Annotated in this window: 14 protein-coding genes; 12 read left to right on the forward strand and 2 right to left on the reverse strand. The window is 61.2% G+C overall.

Translation table 11 applies throughout. From position 1 onward, the window contains the following. Nucleotides 1-35 precede the first annotated feature (35 nt). On the forward strand, nt 36-1,241 hold the full coding sequence (locus ASE80_RS19910) for a bifunctional cobalt-precorrin-7 (C(5))-methyltransferase/cobalt-precorrin-6B (C(15))-methyltransferase (protein ID WP_056860466.1): 1,206 nt from the start codon (nt 36-38) through the stop codon (nt 1,239-1,241). Further along, entirely contained in the window at nt 1,238-1,957 is a 720-nt protein-coding gene (locus ASE80_RS19915) for a cobalt-precorrin-6A reductase (RefSeq protein ID WP_056860467.1), read from the forward strand. Before ASE80_RS19910 ends, ASE80_RS19915 begins: the two co-directional genes overlap by 4 nt. A 119-nt stretch (nt 1,958-2,076) precedes the next feature. Here the strand turns inward: ASE80_RS19915 and ASE80_RS19920 are convergent, their stop codons facing one another. Continuing rightward, the gene (locus ASE80_RS19920; RefSeq protein ID WP_056860468.1) at nt 2,077-2,325 is read right to left on the reverse strand and encodes a DUF6124 family protein; all 249 of its coding nucleotides are present in this window, start codon (nt 2,323-2,325) and stop codon (nt 2,077-2,079) included. A gap of 453 nt (nt 2,326-2,778) precedes the next feature. Between ASE80_RS19920 and ASE80_RS31555 the strand changes: the two genes are divergently transcribed. The 10 genes from ASE80_RS31555 (at nt 2,779) to ASE80_RS19970 (ending at nt 13,537) form a co-directional block, all read left to right on the forward strand. Next, complete coding sequence (locus ASE80_RS31555; protein ID WP_236708856.1) at nt 2,779-3,135, forward strand: hypothetical protein; 357 nt, start codon at nt 2,779-2,781, stop codon at nt 3,133-3,135. A gap of 275 nt (nt 3,136-3,410) precedes the next feature. Further along, nucleotides 3,411-3,806: a DUF2946 domain-containing protein gene (locus ASE80_RS19930; RefSeq protein ID WP_056860470.1), complete on the forward strand. Its 396-nt coding sequence runs from the start codon at nt 3,411-3,413 to the stop codon at nt 3,804-3,806. Between the two features lie 46 nt (nt 3,807-3,852). Further along, nucleotides 3,853-4,335: a copper chaperone PCu(A)C gene (locus ASE80_RS19935; RefSeq protein WP_056860471.1), complete on the forward strand. Its 483-nt coding sequence runs from the start codon at nt 3,853-3,855 to the stop codon at nt 4,333-4,335. A gap of 10 nt (nt 4,336-4,345) precedes the next feature. After that, nucleotides 4,346-4,756 carry a DUF2946 domain-containing protein gene (locus ASE80_RS19940; protein ID WP_056860472.1) on the forward strand — a complete coding sequence of 137 codons (411 nt, stop codon included), beginning with the start codon at nt 4,346-4,348 and terminating at the stop codon, nt 4,754-4,756. 93 nt (nt 4,757-4,849) lie between these two features. Then, nucleotides 4,850-6,910, forward strand: a complete 2,061-nt coding sequence (locus tag ASE80_RS19945; protein WP_056860473.1) for a TonB-dependent copper receptor — start codon at nt 4,850-4,852, stop codon at nt 6,908-6,910. Nucleotides 6,911-7,031: 121 nt separating this feature from the next. Further along, nucleotides 7,032-8,414 (forward strand): PepSY-associated TM helix domain-containing protein, encoded by a 1,383-nt coding sequence (locus ASE80_RS19950; protein WP_056860712.1) that lies wholly within the window; start codon nt 7,032-7,034, stop codon nt 8,412-8,414. Nucleotides 8,415-8,567: 153 nt separating this feature from the next. Next, a complete protein-coding gene (locus tag ASE80_RS19955) occupies nt 8,568-10,676 on the forward strand; it encodes a TonB-dependent receptor (RefSeq protein WP_056860474.1) in 2,109 nt (702 codons plus the stop codon). 121 nt (nt 10,677-10,797) lie between these two features. Then, on the forward strand, nt 10,798-11,586 hold the full coding sequence (locus ASE80_RS19960; RefSeq protein ID WP_056860475.1) for an ABC transporter ATP-binding protein: 789 nt from the start codon (nt 10,798-10,800) through the stop codon (nt 11,584-11,586). Beyond that, nucleotides 11,583-12,530 carry an ABC transporter substrate-binding protein gene (locus tag ASE80_RS19965; protein ID WP_056860476.1) on the forward strand — a complete coding sequence of 316 codons (948 nt, stop codon included), beginning with the start codon at nt 11,583-11,585 and terminating at the stop codon, nt 12,528-12,530. Before ASE80_RS19960 ends, ASE80_RS19965 begins: the two co-directional genes overlap by 4 nt. Then, nucleotides 12,527-13,537, forward strand: coding sequence for a FecCD family ABC transporter permease (locus ASE80_RS19970; RefSeq protein WP_056860477.1), 1,011 nt, complete (start codon nt 12,527-12,529; stop codon nt 13,535-13,537). Before ASE80_RS19965 ends, ASE80_RS19970 begins: the two co-directional genes overlap by 4 nt. A gap of 2 nt (nt 13,538-13,539) precedes the next feature. Here ASE80_RS19970 and ASE80_RS19975 read toward each other — a convergent pair whose 3' ends face one another. Then, nucleotides 13,540-19,404 carry a DUF4329 domain-containing protein gene (locus ASE80_RS19975; protein ID WP_056860478.1) on the reverse strand — a complete coding sequence of 1,955 codons (5,865 nt, stop codon included), beginning with the start codon at nt 19,402-19,404 and terminating at the stop codon, nt 13,540-13,542. Between the last annotated feature and the right edge of the window lie 50 nt (nt 19,405-19,454).

Here is a 19,454-nt window from a genome sequence, read left to right on the forward strand (position 1 = left end):
AAGCCTGCCCGTCGGATGTCGTTCAAGGAATTCTTATGTCGCCCTGGCTGACGGTTGTAGGCATCGGTGAAGACGGCTTCAAGGGCCTGGGCAGAAACGCCCGGCACGCCCTGTTGCGCGCCACCCGGATTATAGGCGGCCAGCGCCAGTTGGACCTGCTGCCCGTGTGTATTGGTGGCGACCGCCAGCTATGGCCAAGCCCTTTTTCCCTGGAGCTGGTGCTGGCCAGTCGCGGCGAGCCGGTGTGCGTACTGGCCAGCGGCGACCCGATGTTCTATGGCGTAGGTGCCAGTCTGGCGCGGCAGGTGGCGGCTGAAGAACTGCTGATTTTACCGGCGCCGTCCTCCGTATCATTGGCGGCGGCGCGTTTGGGCTGGCCATTGCAGGAGGTGGTGACGTTATCCGTGGTGGCGCGGCCATTGGCGGCGATTAATGCGCACCTGGCCAGTGGCGTGCGGTTGCTGGTGCTGAGTAATGATGGGCGCAGCCCTGCGGCGATTGCCGCGCTGTTAGCCGAGTCCGGATTCGGGCGCAGCCGGTTGAGCGTGTTTGAACACTTGGGCGGCGCAACCGAACAGCGCATCGACGGGTTGGCTGCTCATTGGCAACACGCCTCGGTTGCGGATTTGAATCTCGTCGCCATCGACTGCGTGGCCGACGCCCACACCCCGCGCCTGTCACGCCTCGCCGGGCTGCCGGATTCGGCCTTCAAACATGACGGCCAACTGACCAAGCGCGATGTACGCGCCATGACCCTCGCCCGCCTCGCGCCAATGCCGGGCGAATTGCTCTGGGACGTGGGCGCGGGCAGCGGCTCCATCGGCATCGAGTGGATGCGCGCGCACCCGAGTTGTCGCGCACTGGCGATTGAAGCCGATACGGGGCGCCAAAGCCTGATCGAACATAACCGCGATGCCCTCGGTGTGCCCGGCCTGCAACTGGTTCGGGGCAAGGCGCCGGACGCGTTGCTCGGCCTGGAAGCACCGGACGCGATCTTTATCGGCGGCGGCGTCACCCGCGACGGCGTGCTCGACACCTGCTGGCAACACCTGCGTCCCGGTGGTCGTCTGGTCGCCAATGCCGTGACCCTGCAAAGTGAAATGACCTTGATGGCGTGGCGCGCTGAACACGGCGGCGAACTGACCCGCATTCATGTGGCCCAGGCCCAACCGCTGGGTGAGTTCGACACCTGGCGTCAGGCGCTGCCGATCACCTTGCTGGACGTGGTCAAGCCGCTATGAAACGCATCCTGCTGTTGGGCGGCGTCACCGAAGCGCTGGCCATCGCCCGCACGCTGGGGCCGGAGCATATCTATAGCCTGGCTGGGGTTGGGCGCGTGCCGACTGACCTCACCTGCCAAGTGCGCGTCGGCGGCTACGGCGGGCATGCAGGCTTGGCGCACTTTGTTCGCGATGAGCAGATCAGTCTGATCCTCGATGCGACCCACCCGTACGCGGCGCAGATCAGCCAGAACGCGGCCACGGCGGCAACAGTGTGCGGCATTCCCTGCTGGGCGTTGCGGCGCCCGGCATGGCAGCCGCAGGCGGGTGATGACTGGCGCGAGGTGGGGGATTGGGCTGAGCTGATCGAAGCCTTGAAGCCCTTCAAACGTCCGTTGTTCACTTTGGGGCGCGAGCCCTTGCAGCATCTGGATGAGATCCCCGCCGATCAGTTCTGGACGCTGCGCGCACTGGATGTGTATCCGGGCAATGAGCGCTGTGAAGTCATCGCCGCGCGTGGGCCGTTTCTGATTGAGGACGAGCGCGCGTTGTTTGAACGGCGTGGGATTGATGTGTTGATCAGCAAGAACAGCGGCAGTGCGGCAACCGAGCCGAAGCTGGAAGTGGCACGCGAGCGCGGCGTGCCGGTGTTGGTGTTGAAGCGGCCGGTGTTGGCGGGGGTGGATAGAGAGTTCACCGACGTGGCTGCGGTGCTACAGGCAGTCAGCACTCTCTAAACACCACCTATCCAATGTGGGAGCGGGCTTGCTCGCGAAGGCGGTGTGTCAGTCGCCGGATGAATTGACTGACACTGCGCTTTCGCGAGCAAGCCCGCTCCCACACTTGGAACGTATTATCAGGCTGGTGCCGTCGACTGCCCGATGCCCTTATGCACGCGTTCAGCCAGCAACTGCGCCAGCTCAATCAACTGCGCAACGCCCAGCAATTCCTCTCGCTTCGGGCCATCCAGGTCAAACGCCAGGTCGCAACTCAGCGCATTGGCCGAGGCGAGTGTTTCGCTGAGGTTGACCAGCAGGTCTTCGGTGCTGATTCCATCGGCTACGGTGAATAGGCAAATGGGGGGATTGGGGGTGGGTTTAATCATTGTGAAGCTCCGGAGAAGTAAAAGGGAGCTGCCACTGATCGCCGCGACGCGATGGGGGTGGCAGCTGTACGCAGGTTCGCGGACCGATTCTCCAGAACAACCGGCATACCCGAAGGTATCCCGCGCACAGCCGCCATAGCGCCGCACAGTAGACGATAAAAAAGCGCCAACTGAAAGGAGACGATGACGCTTTTGCGTCTGGAGAAATCCGGGCCGCGACGCCCGACCGCTGAGTTTGCAGCGGTGTACGCAGACTAGAGATCTACCTTCCTAGGGACAACCTTAAATCCCTGTCGGACGTTTCCGTGAACGGCCTCCACATTTAGGTTGTGCAGAGGCTCAACAAGAAGCGGCCTACATAAGCACCGGAAGCAGCTGACTACCGGGAAACGTACTCCCCTGGCGATGATCCTCAACATTTCGTCCAACGACGTTAAGCATGAGGCTGATCACATGGCTAAAAACTCCCGCGCCCGACGCTCGACTCGACCTGTTGAACTCACGATTGTCGAGCGCATCAGCGCCAACCCCGAGTTGGCGCACGCACTAGGCCTGGAAGCCAACGCCATGGACTCAGTCGCGCCTGAAGTGGCTGACCTGCTCAACCAAACGCTGAAAAAAGCCCAGCCCCCCTGCGACCATACGGCGACGCTCAGCCCTTTCAACATCGTCGACCATCTTCATACACAAGAGGATATGGAAGTTTATCTGCAAGCCTGTATTGAAGAAGACCCTGGCGATGGTTCTTTGATACGCAGAGCGCAGCAGGACATTGCTCATGCAACCCGCAAGCTCAACACCAAGCCATAGCCCACACACACCTAACTGTGGGAGCTGGCTTGCCTGCGATAGCATCACCTCGGTACGGCTGGAAAACCGAGTTGTCCGCATCGCAGGCAAGCCAGCTCCCACCGGGTTCCGCATCACGCTGGAGATCGCGACCCGTCGGTAAAATTGGCAATCCGTGGTTCCCGGCTATGATGAAGGCAACCACTGCGACACCAAACCACACCGCCACTTTTTACTTATGCCCCCCGATCAGGCTAAATACCCACCTGATCGCTTAACCCTACGGATTGTCCGCCATGGCCCGTCAACGCTTTGCAATTGTGTGGATCGCCTGCTTTGCAGTGCTGTTCAACGCCTTTGCCATGCCGATGGCCAGCGCGATGCAACAGTCGCAGGACCCCGTGCAGCAATTGCTGTGGGGCAGTTTCTGTTCTTCCAATGGCGCCAGTCTCAAGACTATTGCCTTGGGCACGTTGGAAATCCCAACGCCGCCCCAGGAAGATCATTCCGCCATGCAGCATTGCTGGTGCTGCTCGGGCTCGCCGCCGTTGGTGGCGTTGCCGGGGCATGTGCCGCAGCTGTATGTCACGCGTTTTGATGCGGTGCCGGGCCTTTCACCGCCCGCACGGCAAGCCCCGACCCCGCGCCAGCAATGGCCGAGCCTCAACCCCCGCGCCTCTCCAACGGTCTGATTTCTTCGCAAGTGAACTGCGTTTAGAACCGTTCTGGAGAACTGCCATGCTTAAATCTTCCCTGCTGCTGGCCGCCTTGTTGCTGCCGGTGTTCAGTGCTGCCAATGCCGATGACTACAAGGCCGGCGACCTGCTGGTCAGCGATCCCTGGTCCCAGGAATTGCCGCCGAATGCGCCGACTGTCGCTGCCTATTTTGTGATTCATAACCAGGGTGACAGCGCGGATCGCTTGCTTAGCGTCGACACGCCTGTGGCGGCCAAAGCCGAGCTGCATGAGCATGTGATGCAGGGCGACCTGATGAAGATGCAACAAGTGCCCAGCGTCGCCGTACCGGCCAAGGGTGATCTGACCTTCGCACCGATGGCCTACCACGTGATGCTGCTGGGCCTGAAAGACCGCAGCCAACTGCGCGACGGCCAGCACTTCCCACTCACCCTGAACTTCGAAAAAGCCGGCCCGGTGCAGGTTGAAGTCTCGGTACAAAAAGCACCGCCCATGGCGACACACGAGCACAAGCACGCCCAATAGGCCAACGTAAATGGGCGCCCCTCGCGCCAGGTTGTCGCCACACCGCCGCAGGCCCATGAGCCTGGCGCGCGGCAGTTGGATCAGCCTGTTCGCCATGCTGATGATCTTTATCGGTCCGCTGATTTCCCAAGCGATGCCGATGGATCATCACGCCGGTATGCCGATGGAAATGTCCATGGACATGCCGTCGAGCAGCCATGGCGAACACCAGCAAGCCCCCAGCGAACACCACGCCCTTTGGGCAAAGTGCGGGTATTGCGACCTGCTGTTCAGTTGCCCGGCCCTGCCCGGCAGCGTCTCCCATGTCAGCCTCGGCACCCCGCCACCGGCGAATGCCCTGACGCCCGCCACCCGCCTGGGCCATGCCCGGCAAAGCATCTTCCCCGGCGCCCGCAGCCGCGCCCCGCCCATCGCTTCGTAAGCACTTCACAGCATCACTTCACACCGGCCGACTTCAGACAGACAGCCGCAGGCTGCTGGCCGTGTTGTTTACGATTGATTGATGGAATTTGTCATGTCCAGGTTTTCTGCTGACTCCCGTTTGGGATGTACCCCCGTTCTCGCCGTTCTGTGTGGCGCGCTGTTGGCACCACACGCCCAGGCTGAGGATCACGAGTTGAGCCCCACGGTGATCACCGCGATCGCCCCCAGCTCGCCGCTGACCGTTGTCACCAACCCCAAAGACCCACGCCAACCGGTGCCCGCCAGCGACGGCGGCGACTACCTCAAGACCATCCCCGGCTTCGCGCTGGTGCGCAACGGCGGCACCAATGGCGACCCGGTGCTGCGCGGCATGTTCGGTTCGCGCCTGAATATCCTCACCAATGGCGGCATGATGCTCGGCGCCTGCCCAGGGCGGATGGATGCGCCCACCTCGTATATCTCACCGGAAACCTACGACAAGCTCACCGTGATCAAAGGCCCGCAAACCGTGCTCTGGGGGCCGGGCGCGTCCGCCGGCACCATCCTGTTCGAGCGCGAGCCCGAGCACTTCGGCGAGCTGGGCACGCGGGTCAACGCCAGTGTGCTGGCCGGCTCCAACGGGCGCTTCGACAAGGTGGTCGATGCCGCCGCCGGAGGGCCTTTGGGCTATGTGCGGGTGATCGGCAATCAGGCCCACGCCGATGACTACAAGGACGGCAACAACGACACCGTCGCTTCGCGCTACGACAAGTGGAATGGCGATGTCGCCGTCGGTTTCACCCCCGACGCCGACACCCTGCTGGAACTCACCGCCGGCCGTGGCGATGGCGAAGCGCGCTACGCCGGGCGCGGCATGGACGGCTCGCAGTTTCTGCGCGAAAGCCTGGGGCTGCGCTTTGAAAAATCCAATATCGGTGAGGTACTGGATAAGGTCGAAGCGCAGGTGTACTACAACTACGCCGACCATGTGATGGACAACTACAGCCTGCGTACGCCGTCGGGCACCGGCATGATGGCCGGGCCGATGGCTTCCAACGTCGACCGCCGCACCCTCGGTGCACGCATCAAGGCGACCTGGCGCTGGGCCGATGTGCAACTGATCAGCGGCGTGGACGCGCAAACCAACGAACATCGCCAGCGCAGCAGCATGGGCATCGACACCTACAAGGATCTGCCACGGGTCAAGGACGCCAACTTCCACAACTACGGGGTGTTCAGCGAACTGACCTGGTACGCCGCCGAGCGTGATCGGCTGATCACCGGCGCCCGCCTGGACCGCGCCTCGGCCAAGGATTTCCGCCAGCGCACGGGCTCAGGAATGATGTCGCGCCCCAACCCGACCGCCAACGACACCCGCACCGACACGTTGCCCTCGGGCTTTGTACGTTATGAGCATGACCTGGCCGATACACCCACCACCGTCTACGCAGGGCTCGGCCATTCGGAGCGTTTCCCGGATTACTGGGAGCTGTTTTCGCCCAACACCGGCGCGGTGGGTTCGGTGAATGCCTTTGACGGCGTGAAACCGGAGAAAACCACCCAACTCGACTTCGGCGCGCAGTACAAAACCGCCGACCTGGAAGCCTGGGCCTCGGGTTATATCGGCCGGGTGCAGGACTTTATCCTGTTCGACTACACGCCCGGCATGATGGGTACCACCTCCCAGGCGCGCAACGTTGACGCGCGCATCATGGGCGGTGAATTGGGCGCGGCGTACAAGCTGACCCAGCAATGGAAGGCCGATGCCAGCCTCGCCTACGCCTGGGGCAAGAACAGCAGCGACGGCAAGGCGCTGCCGCAAATGCCGCCGCTGGACGCGCGTTTGGGCCTCACCTACAGCCAGGACGACTGGAGCGCGGGCGCCTTGTGGCGTGTGGTCGCGGCGCAAAATCGCATCGACCAGAACAAGGGCAACGTGGTCGGCAAGGACTTCGACAAAAGCAGCGGTTTTGGCGTGTTCTCGCTGAACGCGGCGTACCGCATCAATAAAAACTTCAAGGTCAGCACCGGCGTCGACAACCTGTTCGGCAAAGCCTATGCCGAGCATTTGAACCTGGCCGGTAACGCAGGCTTCGGCTACCCGGCCAACGACCCGCAAGCCATCAAGGAGCCGGGGCGTACGCTCTGGACCAAAGTCGACATGAGCTTCTAAAAAGCATCGCAGGCAAGCCAGCTCCCACACTTGGAATGCATGCACTCCCCTGTGGGAGCTGGCTTGCCTGCGATAGCGGTGTAACCAACACAAAAAATTGAAAGCCTTGCGGAGCCTAATGATGACCACCCCAAAAATTTCCTTCTACAACCTGGCCTGGCGCTGGCACTTCTACGCCGGCCTCTTCGTCGCCCCTTTCATGGTGTTGTTGGCCCTCACCGGCATCATCTATCTGTTCAAACCCCAGCTCGACCCGCTGATGTACGGCAACCTGCTCAACGTGCAAAGCGCCGAGCACGCCCTGAGCGCCGACGAACAACTGCAACGCGCCCAGGCAGCCTTTCCCCAAGGCAAAATCAGCAAATACCTGCCACCCGCCGACGCCACCAGCAGCGCGCAATTCGTGATGCACAACGATGGCCGCGAAGTGACGGTATTCGTCGACCCGTATCGCGGCACCGTCCTCGGTGAACAGGATGCCCAATACAACCTGCAAGCCATCGCCCGCGCACTGCATGGCGAGCTGATGATCGGCACCGTGGGTGATCGCCTGGTGGAACTCGCCGCCGGTTGGGGGGTGATGCTGGTGGTGTCCGGCGTGTACCTGTGGTGGCCACGCGGCAAGTCTTCGGCCGGTGTGTTGTGGCCACGGCTCAACAGCCGTGGCCGAGTGTTCTGGCGCGATATGCATGCGGTCGCCGGTTTCTGGGGCGCGGCTTTTTTGCTGGTGATGCTGCTTAGCGGCATGACCTGGACCGGCTTCTGGGGCAAGCAATACGCCGAGCTGTGGAACAAGTTTCCGGCGGCAATGTGGAACACCGTGCCGCAGTCCGACCAGCAAGCACGCAGCCTCAATACGGCCAGCCAGCAGACCGTGCCGTGGGCCATGGAAAACACGCCAATGCCGATGTCCGGCGACCACGCCGAACATATGAATCACGGCGCCATGCATTCAGGGCCTGCCGCGCCGACTGTGCGCCTGCAACAAGTGGTCGACCTGGCCAACGCACGCAAGGTCGAACCCGGCTACAGCATCACGTTCCCCACCACCGCCGAAGGCGTGTTCACCGTCGCGGTGTTCGCCAACGACCCACGCAATGACGCGACCCTGCATGTGGACCAGTACACCGGCAAAGTGCTGGCCGATGTACGTTGGGAACACTACAACCTCGTCGCACGCGCCACCGAAACCGGCGTGATGCTGCATGAGGGCAAGATGTTCGGCTGGGTCAATCAGCTGATCGTGCTGGTGATCTGCTTGATGATTCTGCTCAGTGCGGTGAGTGGCGTGGTGATCTGGTGGAAGCGTCGCCCACAAGGAGCGCTGGGGGTGCCGCCGTTGCGCCATGACCTGCCCAAGTGGAAAACCGCGATGGTGATCATGCTTGCGCTGGCGATTATTTTTCCGCTGGTGGGCGCTTCGTTGATCGTGGTGTGGGCCTTGGATCGCCTGGTGCTGGCGCGTTTTTTCGGCCAACGTGAATCGGCCTCAGGTTCTGCATGAAGCAGGTGAGATGCCCACGCCAGAGGCCTTCTGTAGCCTTGCGCGACTTTAGTCGCGCAGCTAATAAGTGTTAACTTATAACACTTTCTGCGTTATCGTTGCTCGCCGCGCCCTGCGGCGGGCACACCCTTTCAAGAAGCGATTGATCGACCGATGAACAAGTACCTTGCGTGCGGCGTATGCCTGCTCGCCCTGCACAACAATGCCCAGGCGCTGACCCTGCCCGCCAGCCCCGTGACCGCGCCCGCCGTGGATGACGAACGTGTCGACCTGAACACGCCGACCACTGCCGGTTCGCGCCTGAACCTCACGGCCTTGCAAACGCCAGGCAGCGTTGAGAGCCAGACCGGCGAGAAGATCCGCGAACGCGGCGACGCCAGTGTGCAGGACGCCATCTCCCGCGCCACCGGCATCAGCCGCACCGGCTCGCCGGGCGACGGCGGCACGTCGTTGCAGGCCCGTGGTTTTACCGGGCAGAGTTCGGTGCTGCAGTTGTACGACGGGCAGCGCATGTTCGACGGCGCAGGCACGTCCACCTTCCCGGTGGACACCTGGTCGGTTGAGCGCGTGGATGTGCTGCGCGGCCCGGCCTCGGTGATGTACGGCCAGGGCGCGACCGGCGCGGTGATCAATACGATTGCGAAAAAGCCGTTCAGCGGCGAAATCGAAAATCATATCCGCCTGGGCTACGGCTCCGATGACCGCCAGCAGCAAGCCCTGGACAGTGGCGGCTCGCTGACCGACACCCTGAGCTACCGCCTGAACGTCAACCGCCTGCGCAGCAACGGTTTTATCGCACGCGGCGACTCTGCCAGCGATTTCGTCAGCGCCGCGCTGCGCTGGCAGCCGGCCGATAACCTGAGCTTCACCCTGGCCCACGACTACGGCGACCAGAGCCCGCAGAACTACTACGGCACGCCGTTGATCAACGGCCAGTTGCACAAAGGCCTGCGCGACAAGAACTACAACGTCAGCGACGACAAACAGCACTACAACGACCAGTGGACGCGCCTGGCCAGCGAGTGGCAGATCAACGATAACGTCACCGCCACCAACGAGCTGTCGTACCTGAAAAACCAGCGCCGCTGGCATAACGCCGAGAGCTATAACTTTGTGAATGGCGGCCTGGTACGTCAGGACTACCTGGGCATCAAGCACGACCAGGAACAGGTCGGTGACCGCCAGACCTTCACCTTCAAACACACGCTGTTGGGCCTCGACAGCCAGACGGTGACGGGCGTCGAATACAACCGCATTCGCTTCCGCCTGGCCAGCAACGCGCCGTTTAACGACGTGCCGGGCGGCGGCCAACCCGTGGATATTCAGCACCCGGTGCCGCAGCCGTTTGTGAGCGACAGCCCGTTTGTTGCGCAGTCGGTCAGCACCACCAAACAGCTCGCTGCCTTCGCCGAAAACCGCCTGCAATTGACCGACAAACTCTCGCTGATCACTGGCGCGCGCCGCGACTACCTGCACATCGACAGCCATGACCTGACAACCGCGAACCAGGACGCCGACAGGACCCTGACCGGCAACAACTGGAAAGCCGGTCTGGTCTACGCAATCACCCCAAGAACCTCGGTTTACGGCCAGTACGCCACCAGCACCGACGGTGTCGGCAGCCTGATCAGCCTGAGCCCGAGCCAGCAGCAGTTTGGGTTGTCCACCGCCAAACAGGCCGAAATCGGCTTCAAGCAGGCGTTCTGGGACGCGCGTGGCGAATGGACCCTGGCGGCCTATCACATCGTCAAAAAGAAACTGCTGGTGAGCATTCCCGGCACCACGCTCAAGGAACAAGTCGGCCAGCAATCCTCCAACGGCCTGGAAGCCAGCCTCGACCTGCAACTACCCCACGCCTGGCAGCTGCAAGCCAACGCGGCCATTGTGCGGGCGCAGTACGATGACTTTTCCGAAGTGGTCAACGGCCAGGCGGTTTCCCGTGACGGCAATCGCCCGGTTGACGTGCCCAACCGCACCGCCAACCTGTGGTTGAGCAAGGCGGTGAGCGATGACATTCGCGCCGGTGCCGGTGTGCGTTACGTCAGCACCCGTTATGCCGACACCGCCAACAGCAGCGAAGTGCCGAGCTACACCGTGGCCGACGCCAGCGTATCGTGGAAGGCGATGCGCAATACCACCCTGGGCCTTGAGCTGAACAACCTGTTTAACCGCACCTACGCCGTCAGCCAGTACAACAATGGCCAACAGTGGATACTGGGTGAGCCGCGTTCGTTCTTCGTCACGGCGGACTACACCTTCTAACCGAAACACAACACCGCTCCCCTGTGGGAGCTGGCTTGCCTGCTATAGCGGTCTGCCTGATCCACCGCTATCGCAGGCAAGCCAGCTCCCACCATTAACCGTGTTGAACTTGAGAATATTGATGGCCTCACTCACCCTCACCGACCTTGGCTGGACCCCACCGGGTCACGACCACTGCAACCACCGCTTCCAGTTGCGGGATGCCGGGCTGCAGGTCGGCGCGGGCGAGTTTGTCGGGCTGATCGGCCCCAACGGCAGCGGCAAGACCAGCCTGTTGCGCTGCGCTTATCGCTTCAGCAAACCCGAACGCGGTGACGTGCTGCTCGAACACCAGAATGTCTGGAAGCAAAGCGCCAAATGGTGCGCGCAACGCATCGCCGTGGTGCTGCAAGAGTTCCCCGACACCTTCGGTCTGCGCGTGGACGAAGTGGTCGCCATGGGCCGCACGCCCCACAAGGGGTTGTTCGACGGCGACACACTGCACGACCAGCATCTCATCCGGCAGGCGCTGGAATCGGTCGGCATGCACGGCTTCGAAGACCACGCGTTCGCCACGCTCTCGGGCGGTGAAAAACAGCGTGTGATCCTCGCCCGCGCCCTGGCGCAGCAGCCGCAATTGTTGATCCTCGATGAGCCGACCAACCACCTCGACCCGCGCTATCAGCTGGAGTTACTCAGGCTGGTCAAACGCTTGAACATCGGCACCCTGGCCAGCATTCACGACCTGAACCTGGCCGCGGCTTACTGTGATCGTTTGTACGTGATCCACCACGGGCGCATTGTCGCCAGCGGCACACCCCATCAAGTGCTGACCGCCGAGTTGCTGCGTGATGTCTTCGGCGTCGAAGCCTTGATCGACACCCACCCTTTGGCCAGCTACCCCCGAATCACCTGGATAACCCAACCATGATCCTGCGCTCCCTGTTGTCTCTCGTGTTGTTGTTCGGCACGGCCCAAGCGTTTGCCGAAGCCACCCATTACCCGGTGACCGTCAAAAGCTGCAACCGCGACGTGACCTTTCAGGAAGCGCCGAAACACGCGGTCAGCCATGACATCAACATGACCCAGATGATGCTCGCCCTGGGCCTCAAGGATCACATGGCCGGCTACAGCGGCGTCACCGGCTGGAAGTCGGTGACGCCGCAAATGGCCGAGATGCTCGACGGCCTGCCGGAACTGGCGAGCAAGTACCCGTCGGTGGAAACCCTGCTCAACGCCAATGTGGATTTCTTCTTCGCCGGCTGGGATTACGGCATGCGCGTGGGTGGCGATCTCACGCCGCAAACCTTGCAGCCGCTGGGCATCAACGTCTACGAGTTGACCGAGTCCTGCGCCTTTGTAATGAAGCGCCCGGCGGCGACCCTGGATGACACCTATAACGACCTGCGCAACCTGGGCAAGATCTTCGATGTGCAGGACCGTGCCACGGCCTTGATCGAGCAGATGCAGGCGCAAGTGGCCGAGGTGCAACAGCACCTGCCCGCCGACAAGCCTCGGGTGTTCCTCTACGACAGCGGCGAAGACCGCGCCATGACCTCCGGCCGCCTGGGCATGCCGCAAGCACTGATCACCGCTGCCGGCGGGCGCAATATCCTCGATGACATCGACGCCAGCTGGACCCGTGTCAATTGGGAAACGGTGGTGGAGCGCAACCCGCAGGTGATCGTGATCGTCGATTACAGCGAAATCACCGCCGCGCAGAAAGAACAATTCCTGTTGGATAACCCGGCGTTGCAGTCGGTGGACGCCATCAAGAATCAGCGCTTTATCGTGATCCCGTATGTGCAGGCAACGCCAGGCATCGACAACGTGCTGGCGGTGGAAACCCTGGCCAAAGGGTTCCACGGCGAATGATCAGCCGCCGCTATGCCCTGCTGTTGAGTGCGCTCGGCGCGTTGTTGCTGGTCTCTTGCGTGATCTCGCTGGGGTTTGGCTCGGCGCGGGTGCCGGCAGACGTGGTATGGCGGATTTTGCTCAACAAGGCCTTCGGCCTCGGCGAGGTCAACTGGAGCACTGGCCAGGAACATATCGTGTGGCTGATCCGCGTGCCGCGCATGTTGCTCGGTGCGCTGGTCGGCGCCGGGTTGGCATTGATCGGCGCCGTGTTGCAGGCGGTGACGCGCAACCCGCTGGCCGACCCGCACCTGCTCGGCGTAACCTCCGGCGCCACCCTGGGCGCGGTGATCGTGGTGTTGCACGTGGGGGAAGTCGTCGGCTTGCTGACCCTGCCGATCGCGGCCTTTATCGGTGCGCTGCTGAGCATGCTGGTGGTGCTGGCCGTGGCCAGCCGTAACGGCCGCCTGGAGAGTGATCGCCTGCTGCTGTGCGGCGTGGCCGTGTCATTCGTGATGATGGCGGTGGCCAACCTGCTGCTGTTCATGGGCGACCATCGCGCCGCCTCGGCGGTGATGTTCTGGATGCTCGGCGGCCTGGGCCTGGCGCGCTGGGAACTGCTGGCAATTCCCACTGCGACCGTGCTGCTGGGGCTGTTGATACTGGTGGGCATGGCGCGGCCGCTGAACGCATTGATGGCCGGCGAGCAGACCGCCGTGACCCTGGGCATGAACGCACGTTCTGTGCGTTTGAAGGTGTTCCTGGTGGCGTCGTTGATGACCGGCGTGCTGGTGTCCATCAGCGGCTCCATCGGCTTTGTCGGGCTGATGGTGCCGCATATTGCGCGGCGCCTTGTGGGCGCCGAACACCGGCGTTTATTGCCGGTGTGCGCGCTGCTGGGCAGCCTGTTCCTGGTATGGGTCGACGTCGCGGCGCGCACCCTGATCGCCCCCGAAGACCTGCCCATTGGCGTGGCCACGGCGGCGATTGGCGGGCTGTTTTTTATCGGGTTGATGCGCAAGCGCTGAACTCAGAGTTCATCCCGTTGCCGTTCATACCAGAACGCTTCGGGTTCCGGTTCCGCCTCGCTCCACTCCTCACCCAATGGCCCTGCCACTCTCCAGAAGGCATCGGTGACCAGCACTGACAATTTGCCCAGGGTTCGCAATCGCGCGACGAACACACGGGGCACCGGTGCCATACCCGGAGCAAGCAACCGCTCTTCAGATGCCGTAAATGCCGGCACGTACTTGAGCAGCGCACCACCGCGGCAGGACAGATAACAACACTGGGCGTCAGGGGCATTCACCTTGACGACCGACACGTAGCCGTAAAGATCGTCCTTGGAAACGAAGTTACCCAAGAGTTCTTTATCTATCGGTTCAAAGCTGGACGTCGACGCAATGGCTTTATAGAACGCCTGCACAGCGGCGATTTTGTAGGTGCTCAGTGTATTTTCAGGCGGCACATCAAACCCGGCATGATCAGCCCAGAACAACAATTCCAGGGTACTGGTACTTCCCGTACCCTGATCTTCCACCGGGTCGAGCGCGACGTACCCCGGCGTTTGCCCCGGCACCAGCACAGCGCCCAGGTACTGCTTGCCCTTGAACGGCGCAACCAGGCCCTGGGCATAGCGGGCCGCATCATCGGAGTAAGCAAACAGCGGGCCGCAGAACGAATGAAAATGCGGATCGTCGGCAAATGCATACGGCGCTTTATTCGGCTGCCAATGCTCAGTGACCCTCTCTTTCTTACCCCAGACCTCACTGGTCACCCGGATGTACAACGTCCCCGCGCCCGCAAGGCGGCGCACATAATCACGTACCGTAAGGGAGCCATCGAGCAATTGTGTGCGTTCGATATGTGCCTTGCTCGTCCATGGGTACAACGGCGCCGCCTTGGGAAACGCATACGTGAGCATCGCACCGTCGCTGCACAACAGATACAACGTCGGAACACTGCCGTTACGGGCATAGGTGACAACGTTGAGTGCCTTGGCGATGTATTGGGGCGGGAAAAAACTGCGCGCCATTTCATCATTGCTACCGGCGATGGCCTCGGTCGAAGCACAGAGATACAAACCATCAAACACATAGCCCTGCGGCAATTGGCCGTCGATAAAGACCTGTTTGAAATCAGCAAAATCGTCTCTGACAAGCGCCAGGGTTGCCTTGTAGAACGGTTTGTTAGTCGACTTGAGCACGTAACCGAAGGCCACCTCGGTTTGAGGCGTCCATAGCCGTTGAGCGTAACGAACGGCATCGGCCGCCCGGGTGAAAATCGGGCTGCAGGGTGCGTCCATGAACACTGCGCGAATATCCCCAGGATGGGTTGGCGATATATTCACCAGAAAATCCCCCGCCAGCTTTCTGGGCGGGCCCCATACCCGATCGCCTTTTATCACACTCAGGTGGCCGGCTTTCACCACCTCGGTGATGAAGTCCTGCGGCGTGAGCGTGCCACTGCGCAGTTGCTGTTCAATACTGTTGTCAGCGTAATCACCCTTGACCTTGTTCAGTGGCGCCAGACGCGTCTTGAGTCGCTCCTCCTCGGCAGAGCCCGACAAGTGGTAACTGAGGATCGAGCCACTGGGGCCAAACACATACTCACGGTTAAGGTGGGCCTCACGATGCAACAGGTTTGACAATACCGCCGTCGGTATCATGGTTTGGTAGATCGCTTTTTGAGTGACGGACAGCAACAACGGCGCCTCTTGATCCATCAAAGACCGATAGCGCGCAACAATCGTACTGTTCTCAGGGTAAAGCGCTAAATCAGCAGCCCGATCCGGGTATATCCAGTGTAATGCCAACCCCTGGGGTGGTAGCGGCAGTGGTTCCGTCGAGACAAACAGACCATTTCCCAGCCTGAGTATCACCCCGGCAAAACGCCGATGGTATCCGTTGTTCACCCTGGAGGCTGCGTAGCGGGCGGCATCGTCGACATTCGCGAAGTAGGGGCTCAAACGCCGCGGCATCAGGGTTGCGTAACTGGTCCAGGCAGGGGTGACCGGGCCTTTTTTGTCCCAGAACTGGCTGGTACGTACCACATGAAGCATTCCCTTCAACGCCCACGCACCCAGGAAGCTCTGGGGTGTCTGCTCGCCGGAGTCCAATGCCTGCTGCGCCAGCGTCAACAATGTATCTGCCGGGCCGCCACTTTTGACATCGAGCAGCGGCGGCTCATACCGCAACAGCGCGCCATCGAGGGTTGAAAAGTAAACCGGCAGGTTGCTCTGGCCACTTCGAGTAGCGGCATACAGGGCAGAGAACAATACTATTGGCGTGACAAAAAACAGCGTCAACCAGGCGTTCGACGTATTTTGTCCGGTACGTGACCATTGCTGCGAGCGAAACAGCCCGTGCAATATGAACCCATCGGGCAGCTGGTAACCGCCCTCGGGCTTGAGTTCAAACAGGCTGTTGAGATTGAACAGTTTGTTCTCACTGACAACGCCCACTACCTCGCTGGCAATGTATTGCTCCTTGTCCTTGTGTTTGAGGATGAAAGCAAAACAGGCCGCCTGCGCGAAGTTACGCGCATGCACACGTCCGTGCAGGTTACCGGCCGCCTCATCGGCACTGGCAAATACGGCACCGTAGGTGGTGTAGTCGGGTGGGCCCGATCTTGGCGCGTAGGTATAGTTGGGCGTCCAGTCGTTGTAGACCACCGAACGCTGGCCCCATAACGGGTTGCCCTGGATGATCTTGAGGTCCCCCGCCTCGGCCAGCCGCCGGACCCAATCGGCAGGCCGGATCTGCCCGTTGTCGAGGCGTTTGCCGAGGCTGTTGTCGCCGGCCTGCGGGCCGATATTGGCCAGCAGCACCTGCTCCTGCGGCGAATGATTGGGGGTGTATTCCAGCAGGCAATCACTGGCCCCCGACAGGTACGCCACGCGACCGGCCGGAATGATCGAGTACATTTCATCATCGGAGAACACCTGCAGGTTGATCTGCGCCTCGTCATGCGTCCAGCCGCGCCGCGCCACCCAGGCCGGGCTGACCATCGACAGAGCCGTGTGGGAACCGTAGCGGGCATGCAACACATAAGGTTCCGGCGGGATCAACGGCCCTTTACCGTCGCGTGGAAAAAACAGCGTGAAGGCAAAGGGGTTGGCCGCACTTGACACGGGTTCAGTGATAACAAAACGGCCGTCTTCGCCCTTGAGTATATAACCGCCGTAATGGCCGCTACGCCAGTTGCCGATTTGCTCATGGGCATACACCGCGGCATCGCGCGCCGAGAGAAACGAACGGCTCAACGTTGCCGTGTAGTACGACACCAACAGGTGGTTATCCACTGTGCCCACCTGCCGCCACAAGCCGCCCGCCTGAACCACCGACAGATCGGTCGCGGTAATGACCCGACGTACATACGCGCGTGGGCTTAACGTGCCATCGAGCAGGCCGGCTTGCGCACCGTTATCGTGCAGCTCGCCGGCACTGGATTCCTGCACCAGCTCGGAGGTGGCCGTGGCCTCTGGCACTTTGAATGCCAGCAACGCTGAATCCGAGGCCTGCATGTACAGGGTCAAGCCACGGGACGGGTTCTGGATCGCCAGGGTCGCCCGGGCCTGGCGGGTAGCGGCCACCACCTGCGACGGAGTAAAGAAGGCGCTGGCCAGCCAGGTTTCCCGGGCCGCAATTTCGTGGGTCTCATACCAACTGCTGAAGTAGATAGCCTCCAACCGGAATTGGGAAGGCAGTCGCAACCCGCCATCACGGCGTTTGGGGAATAGATCAACAGGCGAAAACAGCGGTTCACTCTTGGGTACCGCCAGCGTCGCTGCGTAGATATCTTCACGCGTATGCTTGAGTACAAATCCAAATTTTGCGCCCGTATCGCCGGGGCCAGCGAGTGAAAGCGCACGCATCACGGCATGCTCGGGTTTTGAGTAGGCCCCGGTGAAAAAGGGTTGCTGCGGCTGCGCCGTCGCGGGAGTCCTGATGCGCCAGCCTTTGAAGATACGTCCGCGAACACCGCCCCAAACCGGGTGTGGCACCACGACCGAAAGCTCGCCGGCCTCGGCCAGTTTCCAGATGACCTTGGACTCAAAATCACTGGAGGTCTTGTCCTCCACGCCACGCAGCTCCTGGTCATACGCTCTTTCAAGCGCCGAGCCATTGCTGACATATTTGAGCAGCACATCATCCGGCCCTGAAAGATAGTGAGCCTTGGCGAAAGCTCGGTTACGGAAGCTGAAGCGCAGGTCCGGCCTTGAATAGAAGTTGGCACGTAGCAGCAACTGATCATCGCTGTTGTCGGGGTAGTTGATTTTGGCTTGCGCGATATTAGTCGTGGGGTGGGAGTGATAAAACGCCTCGGCGCTGTAATCATCAGGGGCGATGAATTTGCCATCACTGTCCCTGGCCAAGAGGAGACCATGTTCGAACACCGCTCGGCGGTCCGGTATGGGATGAGTGGCATAGTAGCGATGACCCCGCTTGAGAATCACACCGCCATATTCGACGTCGCGTCGTTCGCCGATCACCTCATGTGCCCAACAGGCAGCGTCATCGGCAGTGATAAAGGCCGGGCTTAATTGCGGCTCGGGAATCTTGGAAAAAGGCCGCCACATTTTGTCCACTGCACCTTTCTTGTCCCACATATCGCTGGTGCGCTCCACACTCAATTGGCCCGCCTCGGCCACCTGTTTTACGAACGCCTGGGGTAGCAGCGTTCCCGCCTGCAGCAGCGCCTGCGTGCCGTTATCCGTCACGCTACCGTCTGCTGCCTGAGCGAAAAGTTGAGACTCGGCGTCAGAGCCGGAAAACCCATAGCGTAAAACGGCTGCGTCACTTGTGCGGATGTACAGCGAACCGGCAGAGGCAACAGGTAGCGCCTTGGCAAACCGGCGGTAGGCGACAATGTGCGTGGCCAAATCCAACGGGTTCATAAATCGCTGGTACAGCCAGGCTTGGATAAGCGGGTAAGGCTCGGGTACAGGACTTGAGTCAACGTACATGCCGTGCAGCGCCCATCCGGGCGGCAGTGGCGGCAACGTATCCCCGGCCAGCCACCCCCGCATCTGCGCAGGCTCCGGCTGAGAAACCGCATACTCAGCCCGGCCTTCGCCTTGCGCCTTGATCACGATGCCGATTTGGCGTGCGGGCGCAGCAACGGGCTCACAAACGTTAATCGCAGCCTGAACTTCGGTGAATACACCGGTAAACAAAGGCTGAGGAGTTGGCGCACCGCTGCTGAAGGGTTGGAACACTACCCAATCGGCAGGCACGTCGCCTGCCGAGCCGCCCCACAGTGCCGTGGGCACAATCAGGCTCAAGGTCCCTAGCGTCGAGAGTTTTTTGACGAATGTGCTGAACGGCCCAAACAGGGCAACTTTGTTATTGCGGGGCCTTCCTGCTTTTATCCACAGAGCAAAGCTGCGTTCTTCATTGGAGCCACTCGAAGCGTATCGGATCAGCGAGCCGTCGGGGCCGGACAAATAAGCGGCCGGGAAAAAGTCCCGGTTATTCACCCCATGCCAAAAGTCGCTATCGGAAAAAAAACTCAAAAAAGCTTTGACCGTTTTACGATCAAAGTCCGGGTTTGCCTTCTGAGTCAGCTCATGGTCCGCAGGATGCGAATGGTAGGAGGCCACGCAGGTGTAACCCTTGGGTTGCTCAAATAGACCGTCGGCGCCGACCGCCAGTACCTCGCGTAAATCAAACTGCATCCCCTTGCCGGGCACGGGCTCGGTTGCGTGATACCTGCCCGTATACTTGCGCAAAATAACCCCGCCGTACTCCTTGTCTCTGCGTGTACCTATTTTCTTGTGCGCCCAATACGCGGCATCGGCTTCGTTAATGAACCCTGGGCTGACGGCGGGTAAACTCGCAGCTCCTCGGTTTGAACTGGCTGCGCGCTCCTCGCGCGACAAATCGATCGTCATGGCAACGTCCCTGAATAGTGAGAACCACCTCGGTGCCCAAGGACTCTTGG

It is taken from the genome of Pseudomonas sp. Leaf15 (assembly GCF_001421425.1).
In the GTDB taxonomy this organism is placed as follows: domain Bacteria; phylum Pseudomonadota; class Gammaproteobacteria; order Pseudomonadales; family Pseudomonadaceae; genus Aquipseudomonas; species Aquipseudomonas salomonii.